Origin of the sequence: Paenibacillus spongiae (assembly GCF_024734895.1) — a bacterium.
GTDB lineage: Bacteria > Bacillota > Bacilli > Paenibacillales > Paenibacillaceae > Paenibacillus_Z > Paenibacillus_Z spongiae.
Genome location: NZ_CP091430.1, coordinates 724,709 through 737,081, shown reverse-complemented (window position 1 = coordinate 737,081; position 12,373 = coordinate 724,709). Strand labels below are relative to the sequence as shown.

The window sequence follows — 12,373 nt, the reverse complement described above, 5'->3', positions numbered from 1 at the left end:
ATGGCTAATTCGCGGATTTGGCGTCTTGGCGGCGAACGGCTTCCATCAGCCGGCTCAGCTGCTCCCTCGAAGGCCGTTCCGGCCAATCCGCGCCAAAGCGGGCCTGCTCCTCCCATCGCACGAATTCGGCGATCGGTTCCAAGGCTTGCGGCGGCAGCTGCAGCGCCGCAGCGTACTCGCGCGCGGTGCGGCCCGGCGGCCGCGGGCCGCACCGCTTGTGCAGCTCGCGCCAGAGCCGGTCCGCGAGCGCAAGGAACTGCCCGCGGGCCTCGGCGTGCCGGCCCGCGTCAAGCGCGCTGCCGTACCGGCGCAGCGCGATCGCGAACGCCGCGCGTTCGCGGCTGCGCCATGCCGCTGCCGCAAGCAGCGCAGCGGCTGCGGCGCCCGCGGCCAGCCCGGCCACGGCCCACGGCCGTGCCGCGGCTGCGCCGCTGGCACTGCGCGCGAGGGCATGCGCATCTCGCGCAGCAGCTTCGGCGGCCCGCACCGCGGCCGCCTGCAGCTGTGCCGCAGCGCGCCCGGCGAAGCCTAGGGCGCGCGCGGTTCCCGCGGCGGCGCCATCGCCCGCCGCGGCAGGCCCGCGGGGCGCGGCGCCTTCGCTGCCGGCGCCGCCCTCGCCGCGGGCAGAGCCGGCACCGGCATCGCCCGGTGCCGCGAAGCCCGGGGTCGGCTCGAACGGCACCCAGCCGATCCCCGCAAAATAAACCTCCACCCATGCGTGCGCATCGCTTGCACGCACGGTGTAGGTCTTGGCGGCCGATCCGTCCGTCGAAGCCGCCGCAAGCGCCCCGCCTGCCGCATTCGCCCACGCTCCGGCCGCACCTTCCGCCGCGTCTTTCCCGGCTGTGCGGACCTCGCCGCCAATGAAGCCGGGCGGCAAGGCAGCCAAGCTTGCGCCAGGCCCCTCAAGCATCGCTAACGGCTGAGACGATTCCGCATCGCCCGATCCGGAATCGGCGTCGTGCTCGACCGCGCCCGGAGCGAAGCCTTTCACATATCGTGCCGGAATGCCCTGCGTGCGCAGGAGGACGACCATCGACGTCGCAAAATGGACACAGTAGCCCTGATGCTGTTCAAACAGAAAATGATCGACGAAGTCCGCCCCTTCCGGGGGCTCCTCGGTTTGACTGAGCGTATAGGTAAAACCGTTCCGCAAGTAAGCTTCGATCCCCTTCGCCGTATCGTAGCGCCCTTTGCCGGCACTGTCGGCAATTCGAGACGCCAGCTCTCTTACACGCACCGGCAGCGCAGCAGGAAGCTGCGTATAGAGCGCGGCAATCGCCTCCGGGTCCTCGTATTGCCCGGCCTTCCGCAGCAAGTCCGGATCGGTGGGAGGCAGATTGGCAGCTATTGTATACTGCTTAATCACTTCATCGGGCTTGGACGCAAATAACGCATCCGTCATCTCGTCCTTCCGGTACCGGTCCAGACGGTTCCACGAGCCTTCCGCGAACAGCTCCGTTACCGCCGCATCCGCTCCGGCAGCCAGGATCGGCCAACCGCTGCCGGGCCGCAAGGCCGTAACCGTATGAAGCAAGGTGCGTCCCTCGGGACGGACTGCAGCTCCGTCCTTCTGCTCTCGAGCTTGGCCGTCACCCGCATTTCCCTCTTTAATCTGCCCCATTCCTCCGGCGCTTTCTTCAGCATTCTCCGATTTTGCAGCTGTACCCGGTTCCAGCTTCTCCGCTTGTTCCGCCCGCTCCTCCGGATTCGCGTCCAAGGCCGCAATCAGACGCTCCTCTATACGCCGTCCTTCCTGAAGCCAGCCGCGCCCATCGTAGACGTCCCTGCTGTCCCCGCGCAAATAGATCGGCTCGCCGCTTCGCACCGTGAACAACGGCGTATCATCCGGTTCAATCGGTCCCCCGAGGACGGAATCGTCAAATCCGTAGCCGGTCCAGCCTGCCCCTCCCCGCTTCTCATCGCCCGAGCGCAAGGCATCCAGACTCCGTTCGCGCAAAATCGTCGTGACGGTATCCCCAGTAAGGTTGTTACCAGCCCAATCCACCGCCGACAACGCCCATGGCGCCGGTCCATCCGACGCCGGCTTGCCGAAGGAAGCCGCCGCCCCGATTGCAAGCAGGACGACCGTCGTCCAAGCCGCGCCGCTCCACCATCCGATAGGCCACCCCGCCTTGAAGCGGCGCACCGTGCTTGCCGCAGCTTCCTCTCCGCTTAACCGGTCCAGCCTCGGAATGAGCAGAAGAGCGTTCAGGAGCAAGCCTTCGGCTAGTGCCCGGACAAGACCGGCGAACACCTCGATGCCGAGAAAGCTGTGCAGCAGGAGCAGGTAGAGCGCCGTCAACGCGGTTAAGCCAAGACCCCACTGCCTCATCCATACCAAGGACTGGATCGCGACCGCCATCATTCCAAGACCGGCGATTAGCAGAAGCGTTCTCGACTCGCCGCCCAGCATCAGCTGCCCTTCCATCAGGCGCATGATATCAAGCTGCACCGCATCCGCAAGACGGAACAGCGCATCCAGCATCGACGGCGAGTGAGAGCTGTAGATATATGCCGCGGAGCCAATGCAAATCGCGCTGTTCAGCAGCAAAGAAACCCAAAGCGGCGGCATCCGCAGCCCGACCGCCAGAAAGCCTCCTACCGCAACCAAGATCGGGCCGATCGAATATAGCTCCGTGTACGCGGTCAATTGATTGAGCGGCAGCAGCCATTCGATAATAAGCCCGAATAACAGCAGCGTCGTAATGAAGCGGCGCGTCCTATTCTCGAAAAATACCGGCAACTCGTTATCTGGATGATCGGCCTTGGATGCCGCATCCGGCGCTGCAGTCTGGCTTCCGCCATCTTTGCCGTTCCCAGCGGCTGCCGGCTGTCCTGCCCGATTATTGGACCATGAAGCCATCGCGCTCTCCTCCCTCCATAACGACCGGCTGTCGCATGTAATCCGCCGGCATCGGCAGGATCGACAGGCGGCAGTCGGCATTCTGCAGACTGCTTCTCCATATCTGTTCCCTGGCTGCCGGATCGGACCATTCACACCCTAGCCAGAGATACAATGCGCCGCCGCGGACAGCTGCAAGCCTGGCCGCCTGCCGGATCGCTTCCACGCGATCGATTGCGGCTGCGTCCGCTGCCGTGAATGCATCGCTATTTGTCTCTGCTTTAGCCCTTGATCCTAACCCTGCATCTGCACCTGTCCCTACCTTAGCCCTTGATCCTGAACCTGAACCTGCGCCTGTCGCTGCCTTAGCCCCTGATCCCGACCCTGAACCTGCACCTGTCGCTCCTTCAGTCCCCGCACCTGTTACCGTTCCTCCCGCCGGCTCCCCGTCTTCCTCTGCCGTAATGCAGATAATGTCGGCTCCGCGCGGCAGCTTCGCCATTATTTCACGCAGCCGCTCCGATAGCGGCATGACGTCTTCCGCACGTATTCGCGCCAATTCTTCCAATGCCCGGCGCAGCTGGGCAGGGTCGTCCGCGCGCACATGCAGCCGTATTCCGCTATACAGAACCGTCACACTGCGGCCCGCCCTGACAGCATAATGAATAGCCATAGCCGCGCGTCCGACCGATGCATCGAACAGTCGGCCATCCCTTCCGTACGCCGCAAGGGAAGTGTCGAGCAGTATGACCGATTCGCCCGGCTGCCCGGGCTGCTCGACCCGGGTTTGCATGCCAAGTCCCCTCGCCATTGCCCGCCAGTTAATCCGCCGCAGCGGATCGCCGGGGACGTACGTCCTGGAATCCGGTCCGCTCCCGGCCTGCAGAACCGGAAGGGCTGCCGATAACGGCGAAGACGCAGCTATTCTTGCCTGGGAATGACCCAGCGGCATGGGGCCCGGCGCAGCGCCAGGCATCGAAACCACGCGCTCGCCTTCCGGCGGCTTCGGAAGCACCACCGCTTGCCCCGGACAAGGCACGGTGAATGTGCGCACGGTCATGCCCAGCAGATCCCCCACCTCGATCCGGACGGGCTGAAAGGCAAGCACGCCGCGCCGCAAGTCCGTTACCGTATACGTAATGGTTCTGCTGCGGGCTAACCAAGGGATATATACCGTTCGGAACGGGATCGAAATTGTGCGGTCGCGATCATGGGCCACATTCGCGAGTTCCTCGCGAACGGATACCCACATGAACGGAAGCGGACGGCTGGAAAGAAGCTTAAGCCGGATACGCATTTCTCCTCCATCCTCGTATGCCGTTTGCTCGATTTGCTCGCGGTGCACGGTCCATGTACCGGCGAGCGCATATGGCAATACCCAGCCGATAAATGCAGCCGCGCTTGTCACGGAGAAGAGCAGCCATTCCGCAGCGCCGCTCCGCGCATTCAAGGCAAAGCCGCATCCAATTGCCGCCGCCAGCAGCAGCAATCTTGCGAAGTGCCGGCTTCGCAATCCCGCTGCCGGGGATCCGGGCAGGCCGGAAGCAAGCACGCCGAAGCCTCCGCTCCCGTCGGCTCTCGCAGCCGCACCGTTCGCAGCAAGGCTTCCGTTCTGCGATCCCCTGCCATTTTGCCCGGCTATATACGGTCCTCCGATTATCGCTTTCCGTTTCTTCACCGTCTTCGCCCGCTCTCCGCATTAGGAGTCGGAACCGGCACTTCCGCGACGAGACGCCTCAGCACGATAATCGTATTGGCACCGCCGGCGGCGGCTTCGTCATGCAGCATGAGTCTATGCGCAAGCACAGGTTCCACAGTCGCCTTCAGGTCGTCGGGCAGTATGAACCGTCGACCGTCCAAGTAAGCCGTCGCTTGCGCCGCTCTTATCCAATCTCGTGTCGCCCGTGGGCTTGCGCCGAGCGACAGCTCGGGTGCCGTGCGTGTGATCCCGGCAATATGCACCGCATAGGCGAGCAGCTCCGGATGCACATGCACCGACTGCGCATCACGCTGCATGCGCATCCATTCTTCGGGAACAATGACCGGCTTCAGCTGCTCCGGCTGCGGTCTCGGCGGTATATTCTCCAGCATCTGCACCTCGTATTCGGGAGCCGGATATCCGATCGACAGCCGCATCAGAAACCGGTCCAGCTGCGCCTCCGGCAGCGGGTAGGTCCCATCGTCGCGGAGCGGGTTCTGGGTAGCGATGAGCATGAATGGCATCGGCAGCCGCATCGTCTGGCCGTCGGCCGTTACGCTTCGCTCCTCCATCGCTTCGAGAAGCGCCGACTGCGTGCGCGGCGGCGTCCGGTTAATCTCGTCGGCCAGCACGACATTGGCCATCAGCGGCCCTTGCCGGAAGACCAGCTCCCCCCGCTTGGCGTCCCATACTAGACCGCCGACGACGTCGGCCGGGAGCAGGTCCGACGTAAACTGGATTCGCTTGAACTCCCCGCCCATCACGCGCGCGATCGCCCGCGCCAGCATCGTCTTGCCGACGCCGGGCACATCCTCCAGCAGCACATGCCCGCCCGACAGCAGCGCGGCGAACGATTGCTTCACGACCTCCGTCTTGCCCAGCAATACCGTATTCACCCTCGCCATCATAAGAACCAGCAGCTTGGCCGAAGCTTCGGGCCAGCCGTCCGTCTCCCGGCGTTCGTCCTCCATTTCATTCAACCATGGTTGCGGAATCATCCTATCACGCATCCTTCCTCTACTGTTCCTGCTATATCTATCAGTTTCGCCAGCTGCGACCCTATTTACACCTGCTAGATTGCAGAAGTCGGCTGCGTATTGGCAAGGAGTATTCCTTACCGTTCACGGTGTCCGCTCATGCCAAAGAGCGCCAGGCTATACCCCTCTGGCGCTCCATATGAACCGTATGATGGATCTGCGAATGTGCATTCTTTCTCTTATCAGGTACAAAAAAGAGGCGCCCCGCCTGATCACGAGCCATTACAGCCCATTATTCATGCAGGACATCCTCTATTAAAGCTTCGCATTCAGCTACTTCTTCGTCTTGCCAGCAGGCTCGCAAGCGGCTTGCAGAACCTCCTGCACATGCCCCTTCACCCGTATATTGCGCCATTCGCGGATCAGCTTGCCTTTCTCGTCGATGAGAAACGTAGAGCGCACAAGCCCCATATACTCCCGACCATACAGCTTTTTCATCTGCCAGACGCCGTATAGCTCGCACACCTTATGCTCCGTATCCGCCAGCAGCTCGAAGGGGAGCCCGTACTTCTCGATAAAACGGTCATGCGTCTCCGCCGTGTCGATGCTGATGCCGAGAACGACCGTGCTGCAGCCTTCGAAATCCGCATGCGCATCGCGAAAATCACATGACTCCTGCGTACAGGCCGGCGTCAAATCCTTCGGATAAAAGAACAGCACCACCTTGCGCCCCAGATAGTCGCTCAGCTTAACCTCGCGCCCTCCGGACGCGGGCAGCGTAAAGTCCGGCGCCTTTTTTCCTACGAATGCTTTCGGCTTTATTGTCGCCATTCACACCTCTCCCTTTCACTTCCACTTGCTGCTTTTGCCAAGCAGCACCCGCGTTCCCCTCTTCTAGGAGCCCGCTCCGCGGTACCGTTTTATACCCCGGTTCCAGACGAACAACCCGATTGACAGCACGACAATCCCGACGAGCGGCGTGAGCAGCGCCAGCGATGACAGCCCATCCTCGTTCCGGTCGAGAAAATAAGAAGCGGGAATGACCCCGACGAATGCGAACGGCAAGATCCACGTCAGCAGAAACCGGATCGTCTTGTTATAAATATTGACCGGATACCGGCCGTAGTTCTGAATATTGTACATGAGCGGCAGAATGCCGGTCGGCGCGTCCGAATAGAACGAGATCGCCGTCAAGGCCGTATACAAGCCAGCATAGATCAGTACTGCGCCAATGACGAAAATAACGAGCATGAGCGCATCCAGCGCTTCGAACGGCAAGCCTAGCGACGACCAGCTCACCGCCATAATAATCCCGCCGACAACCGAGCCGAAGAGCGAGGGCGGATCCATATTTTCGAGCAAAATCTGGTAAAGATTATAGGCCGGACGCGTCAGCACGCGGTCCATCTCGCCCTTCACAATATAACGTTCGCTGAAGTTCCACAGGTTGAAGAAGGTTCCGAATATGCCGTACGGGACCATGAAGAACCCGTATACGAACACAACCTCCGCCTCCGACCAGCCGCCAAGAGTTGGCGTATGCCGGAAGACGATGAGGATGAAGATCAGGTTCAATGCTTGAAACATCAGATCCGACAGCACTTCGATCCAGAAGTCGAGCCGGTAAGTGAGCCGCGTCTTGGCATAGTTTTTCATATATTCCCAGCAAAGGGACGCATAGAACATCATGTTTGGTTAACCCCCCTGCACGAACAGCCGGTAACGCGCCTGCCGCCATACCCATGCGATTGGAATGATCAGCGCGAGAAACCATACGACTTGGAGTCCAAGCACGCGGAAAGCCTCTTCGCCCGCCGTTCTGCCCGTGAACACGGAGCTCGGCAAATAGGTGATCGCTTGGAACGGAAGCCATTTCATCGTCGCCTCGAGCCAGCCCGGGAAGAACGAGATCGGAATAATGACCCCCGAGAACAGATCCACCAGGACGCGCTTCATGCGCAGCATGCCTTCATTATTCTCGACGAAGAACGCGAACAGTCCGGCCAGCATATTGAGCTGGGTATTGATCAGAAAACTCAGCACGAGCATGACGAGATATAGCACCCACACGCCCGGATCGGTCGGCAGATGAACCGGAAACAGCAGGCAGACGATAATCATCCCCGGTACCATGAACAGCAGCAGACGGAAGAGACCTTCCCCTAAGCCCTGCATTAATTTCACGAACAGGTATGAATACGGACGGATAAATTGAATGGCGACGCTGCCGTCCCGGATTTCGTTGGCAATTTCCCGGTCAAGGTTGTTGAAGTAGAACGCGCGCGCCATCCACGATACCGCGACGTAGGTTGTCATCTGCGCGAGCGTGAACCCGCCGAGCTCCGTCTGCGTGCCATAGATCGCCTTCCACAGGAAATAATAGGCGCCGATATTGATTGCATATATCGCAATTCCGCTGTAATAATTGACCCGGTACGCCAGCATCGTGAGAAAACGTATGCGAATGAAATCCAAATATGCGCTAGCCATGATGCACCGGCTCCTTGTCCGCATGTTCGGATGGCTGCGCCAGCTTCTCGGTCGCTTCCTTCGACGCCGTTCCCGATTGGTAAATTTCACGGACGATCTCGTCCGTATTCGTCTCGATGATCTTGATATCGCGGATATCCGCCCCGCCGCCGACAACCCTTGCGAGCGCATCCGATACATTGACCGCATGAGGGAGCCACATGGAAGCCGTCAGTTCATCGTCCAACGCCCATGCAACGCCGGCCAAATCTTCCGTTAAGCCGCGCAGCGCATCAAGATCCGGCCGTTCCCCGAATTGAAAGCGGATCTCCCGCCCCTTGCTCCACCTGGACTTCAGCTCATCCAGACCTCCGTCATATATAATGCGGCCGTCATCCAGCATAATAACGCGTGAACAAAGCGCTTCAATATCCTGCAGGTCATGCGTCGTAAGCAGAATCGTCGTGCCCTGCTCCTTGTTAATCTTTTTGAGAAAGTCGCGGATCTCCGTCTTCACCATAATATCAAGACCGATGGTCGGCTCGTCCAGAAAAAGAATCGACGGATTATGCAGCAGGGAAGCGACCAGCTCGCAGCGCATCCGTTGGCCTAGGCTAAGCTTGCGCACGGGGCGGTTCAGCAGCTCGGACAGCTGCAGCCGTTCGACAAGCTCATCAAGCCGCTTCTTGAATTCCGCCTCCGGCACCCGGTACACCTTGCGCAGAAGCTGGAACGATTCGATGACGCCGATGTCCCACCACAGCTGGCTTCGCTGGCCGAAGACAACGCCGATTCCACGCACGAACTTCTCCCGTTCTTTGTGGGGAATGAAGCCGTTTACCCTTATATGGCCGGATGTCGGAACGAGAATGCCGGTCAGCATCTTGATCGTCGTTGATTTCCCCGCGCCGTTCTCGCCGATGTATCCGCATATTTCCCCCTGCGGAATTTGGAACGAAATATCTTTGACCGCTGTAATCTGGTTGTACTCGCGCTTGAACAAATCCTTGAGCGCACCGCCCAAACCTTCACGGTTTTTCTGCACCGAAAACTGTTTGCGTAAGTCCTTTACGTCGATGGCTAGCATATGACGTCACATCCTTTCTGTGAGGACGACATTTCCTGGGAAATATCTGTCTCATTCGCTTCTAGTAGATAAAACTTGCGCCAATACGACTTCCCATTTTATAATTTTATGATATGTAATACTACAACAGTTTTAAATTGGCGTAAATGTCGCTTCTTTTTGGTCAGGCTTTTGAATAAGAGATTACTAAAAGCAAACGAATGGGAGGAGCAGCATGTCTCGGGTTGAAGAGCATAAGCTTAAGAAAGAAAGCAGACGGAAGAAACCGTGGAAATATACACTGCTCGGTCTTGGCGTCGTTGTTCTGATTATAGCCGGATACGCCATCTACCAGGCTGTCGGGGTCTATAACGGGCTCGATAGCTTAAGCAAACCGAAGGATAAAATTCCGATCGGCGAGTTTAAGGAAGACGAAAGCTTGAAGCCTATCGAATGGGAAGGCACTGAACGGGTCAATATCCTGCTGATGGGCGGCGATAACCGCGGCTTGAAGGAGAATGACCAGGCCCGCTCCGATTCCATGCTGGTTGCCTCCTTCGATCCCGTTACGAAGAAAGCGCATCTGCTGTCCGTGCTGCGCGATACGTTCGTGCCGATCGAGGGGCATGGCGAAGGGCGGATTAATACGGCGCTCGCGCTTGGCGGACCTAACCTCGCGATGAAGACCATCGGCGACATGACCGGACTCGATATCCAATATTATGTGTATACCGATTTCGAAGGATTCAAATCGCTGGTCGATGCCATCGGCGGCGTCGATTTTTATGTCGAGAAGAACATGAATTACAAGGACAACGCCGACGGCAACCGTTACGACATCCATCTTAAGAAAGGGCAGCAGCACCTTGACGGCGATAAGGCGCTGCAGTATGTCCGGTTCCGTCACGATGCGATGAGCGATTTCACCCGCACCGAGCGGCAGCGCAACCTGCTGTCGGCCGTCGCGGATAAGCTGAAGTCCGGCTGGAACATCGTCCGGATGAAGGAAATTCTGGAGAGCGTGTCGCCTTACATCAAGACGAACCTTGAAGTAACGGACATGCTCGAGCTGGCTACACTCGGCGTGAAGAGCCATATGGCCGGCTCCGCGCAGGTTCCGCCGATGAACCTCATCGGCGACAAGAAAGTGGGCGATGCCGCCGTACTCAGCGTGCGCAATGATGAGAGGCTGCGCGAATTTGTCCAGGATGAGCTTGCGAAGGACAGCACCATGCCCGCCACTGCCAACACCGAAGATAAGAATGCAAGCGAAGGCAGCAAGAGCAGCGGCAATACCGGCAGCGCAAGCAGCAACAGCAATTAAGCGGCTTAAGAAATAAGGGGGACCCGTGTTCGGCAGCGAACGGGGCTCCCCCTCTTTCGTTGCCCGCCGCTTTATAATCATATCAAATACCTGGTATACCGTGGAGAATCATCGTCTCATTAACTGCCTGGCATTCCGGGGAGAACTTTCATCTCATCAAATACCTTGCTTTTCGGAGGATAGCTTTCATCTCATCGAATACCTGGCATTCCGGAGGAGAACTTTCATCTCATCAAATTCCTGGCATTCCGGAGGAGAACTTTCATCTCATCAAATTCCTGGCGTTCCGAGGGAGAACTCTCATCTCATCAAATACCTGGCGTATCGAGGACTACTTCAGCCCATCAGCTATACGTCGCAGCACCTCGGCAAATTTATTTAGCCCGCGACACTTCGGTGATCTTTTTAGCCTCGTCAATTATCCGCCGTACTGCGGCAAACAATAGAAAGGGGATTTACCATGTCCATTCAACGTCCACGTTCCGAGCAGCTGTATGGTGAAGCGCTGCAGCATATTGTCGGAGGCGTCAACAGCCCGTCCCGCTCGTTCAAGGCGGTCGGCGGAGGCGCGCCCGTCTTTATGAAGAGCGCCAAGGGCGCGCATTTCTACGATGTCGACGGCAACCGTTACATCGATTATCTATGTGCCTATGGCCCGATCATTACCGGGCATGCACATCCTCATATTACAGCGGCGATCACGCAAGCCGCGGAGAACGGCACGCTATACGGCACGCCGACAGAGCTCGAAATCGAGCTGGCCCGCATGCTGAAGGCGGCCATTCCGTCCATGGACAAGGTCCGCTTCGTCAACTCCGGCACGGAAGCGGTCATGACGACCATTCGCGTCGCCCGCGCCTATACGAAGCGCAACAAGATCATTAAGTTTGCCGGCTGTTACCACGGCCACTCGGATCTCGTTCTCGTCGCTGCCGGTTCCGGTCCGTCTACGCTCGGCATCCCGGACAGCGCCGGTATTCCGGTCAGCATTGCCAGCGAAGTGATTACCGTCCCGTTTAACGACATTAACGGGCTTCAGCTTGCGCTTGAGCGTTGGGGAGACGACGTCGCGGCCGTCATGGTGGAGCCGATCGTCGGCAACTTCGGCATGGTTATGCCGAAGCCCGGTTTTCTGGAGGAGCTTTGCCGCCTAACCCGTCAAGCCGGAGCGCTCGTCATCTACGACGAGGTCATCAGCGGCTTCCGTTTCCATTACGGCAGTTCACAAACTTATGGCGCGTTCCCGGACAAGCAGGCGATCGAGCCGGATCTGACCGCCCTCGGCAAAATTATAGGAGGCGGCCTTCCGATCGGCGCCTACGGCGGGCGCAAAGCGATCATGGAGCAGGTCGCACCGCTTGGTCCCGCCTATCAGGCAGGTACGATGGCCGGCAACCCGGCTTCGATCTCTGCGGGCATTGCCTGCCTCGAGGTACTGCAGGAACCCGGCGTGTACGAGCGTATGGACGCGCTTGCGGTACAGCTGACGGATGCCCTGCGGCAATCGGCAGACCGTTACGGCATTCCGCTGGCGATCAATCGGATTCGCGGTTCCTTCTCGGCTCATTTCTGCGATCATCCCGTAACGAACTACGACGAAGCTCAAGATACCGATGGCGAGCAATTCGCCCGCTTCTTCCGCCTCATGCTGGATCAGGGCGTTTGTCTCGCCCCTTCCAAATACGAGGCTTGGTTCCTGACTACCGCCCACACGGAGTCGGATATCGAACAGACGATTGCTGCAGCAGAATACGCGCTGAAGACGATGGCGCAATCGCGGTAATCGAGCAGGATCAGGGCTTGCTGCTCATGGCAGAGCTTCGGCCGGATTAAGAACGATATACCCTTGTAATCGAAGACACGGATTGCGCAGGGAGACGAAATTGCCTTCGTCCCTCGATGCAATTCGTGTCTTTATTATTACAGTTCGTCGGTTTATATTTACATGCCTTATCTGTTGGAGTATTTTTAGATGAAAAATATACCAAGCAGG

Annotated in this window: 9 protein-coding genes; 2 read left to right on the top strand and 7 right to left on the bottom strand. The window is 58.7% G+C overall.

The window, feature by feature from the left end; translation table 11 throughout:
* Positions 1-4: 4 nt before the first annotated feature.
* The 7 genes from L1F29_RS03290 to L1F29_RS03260 form a co-directional block, all read right to left on the bottom strand.
* Positions 5-2,866 carry a DUF4129 domain-containing transglutaminase family protein gene (locus L1F29_RS03290; RefSeq protein ID WP_258386973.1) on the bottom strand — a complete coding sequence of 954 codons (2,862 nt, stop codon included), beginning with the start codon at positions 2,864-2,866 and terminating at the stop codon, positions 5-7.
* A complete protein-coding gene (locus tag L1F29_RS03285) occupies positions 2,847-4,523 on the bottom strand; it encodes a DUF58 domain-containing protein (protein ID WP_258386972.1) in 1,677 nt (558 codons plus the stop codon). Before L1F29_RS03285 ends, L1F29_RS03290 begins: the two co-directional genes overlap by 20 nt.
* Entirely contained in the window at positions 4,520-5,542 is a 1,023-nt protein-coding gene (locus L1F29_RS03280; RefSeq protein WP_258386971.1) for an AAA family ATPase, read from the bottom strand. Before L1F29_RS03280 ends, L1F29_RS03285 begins: the two co-directional genes overlap by 4 nt.
* Before the next feature lie 312 nt (positions 5,543-5,854).
* Entirely contained in the window at positions 5,855-6,352 is a 498-nt protein-coding gene (gene bcp / locus L1F29_RS03275) for a thioredoxin-dependent thiol peroxidase (protein ID WP_258386970.1), read from the bottom strand.
* A gap of 63 nt (positions 6,353-6,415) precedes the next feature.
* On the bottom strand, positions 6,416-7,207 hold the full coding sequence (locus L1F29_RS03270; protein WP_258389591.1) for an ABC transporter permease: 792 nt from the start codon (positions 7,205-7,207) through the stop codon (positions 6,416-6,418).
* Positions 7,208-7,216: 9 nt separating this feature from the next.
* Positions 7,217-8,011 (bottom strand): ABC transporter permease, encoded by a 795-nt coding sequence (locus L1F29_RS03265; RefSeq protein ID WP_258386969.1) that lies wholly within the window; start codon positions 8,009-8,011, stop codon positions 7,217-7,219.
* Positions 8,004-9,077, bottom strand: coding sequence for an ABC transporter ATP-binding protein (locus L1F29_RS03260; RefSeq protein WP_258386968.1), 1,074 nt, complete (start codon positions 9,075-9,077; stop codon positions 8,004-8,006). The genes L1F29_RS03265 and L1F29_RS03260 overlap by 8 nt, the downstream gene beginning before the upstream one ends.
* A gap of 214 nt (positions 9,078-9,291) precedes the next feature.
* Between L1F29_RS03260 and L1F29_RS03255 the strand changes: the two genes are divergently transcribed.
* On the top strand, positions 9,292-10,380 hold the full coding sequence (locus L1F29_RS03255) for an LCP family protein (RefSeq protein WP_258386967.1): 1,089 nt from the start codon (positions 9,292-9,294) through the stop codon (positions 10,378-10,380).
* Between the two features lie 460 nt (positions 10,381-10,840).
* The gene (locus L1F29_RS03250; RefSeq protein WP_258386966.1) at positions 10,841-12,163 is read left to right on the top strand and encodes a glutamate-1-semialdehyde 2,1-aminomutase; all 1,323 of its coding nucleotides are present in this window, start codon (positions 10,841-10,843) and stop codon (positions 12,161-12,163) included.
* Positions 12,164-12,373: the final 210 nt, after the last annotated feature.

Bases quoted from the DNA above. Each gene is read 5' to 3' on its own strand.
- L1F29_RS03290 (WP_258386973.1), bottom strand. From the start codon at position 2,866: ATGGCTTCATGGTCCAATAATCGGGCAGGACAGCCGGCAGCCGCTGGG.
- L1F29_RS03280 (WP_258386971.1), bottom strand. From the start codon at position 5,542: ATGATTCCGCAACCATGGTTGAATGAAATGGAGGACGAACGCCGGGAG.
- bcp (WP_258386970.1), bottom strand. From the start codon at position 6,352: ATGGCGACAATAAAGCCGAAAGCATTCGTAGGAAAAAAGGCGCCGGAC.
- L1F29_RS03270 (WP_258389591.1), bottom strand. From the start codon at position 7,207: ATGTTCTATGCGTCCCTTTGCTGGGAATATATGAAAAACTATGCCAAG.
- L1F29_RS03265 (WP_258386969.1), bottom strand. From the start codon at position 8,011: ATGGCTAGCGCATATTTGGATTTCATTCGCATACGTTTTCTCACGATG.
- L1F29_RS03260 (WP_258386968.1), bottom strand. From the start codon at position 9,077: ATGCTAGCCATCGACGTAAAGGACTTACGCAAACAGTTTTCGGTGCAG.
- L1F29_RS03255 (WP_258386967.1), top strand. From the start codon at position 9,292: ATGTCTCGGGTTGAAGAGCATAAGCTTAAGAAAGAAAGCAGACGGAAG.
- L1F29_RS03250 (WP_258386966.1), top strand. From the start codon at position 10,841: ATGTCCATTCAACGTCCACGTTCCGAGCAGCTGTATGGTGAAGCGCTG.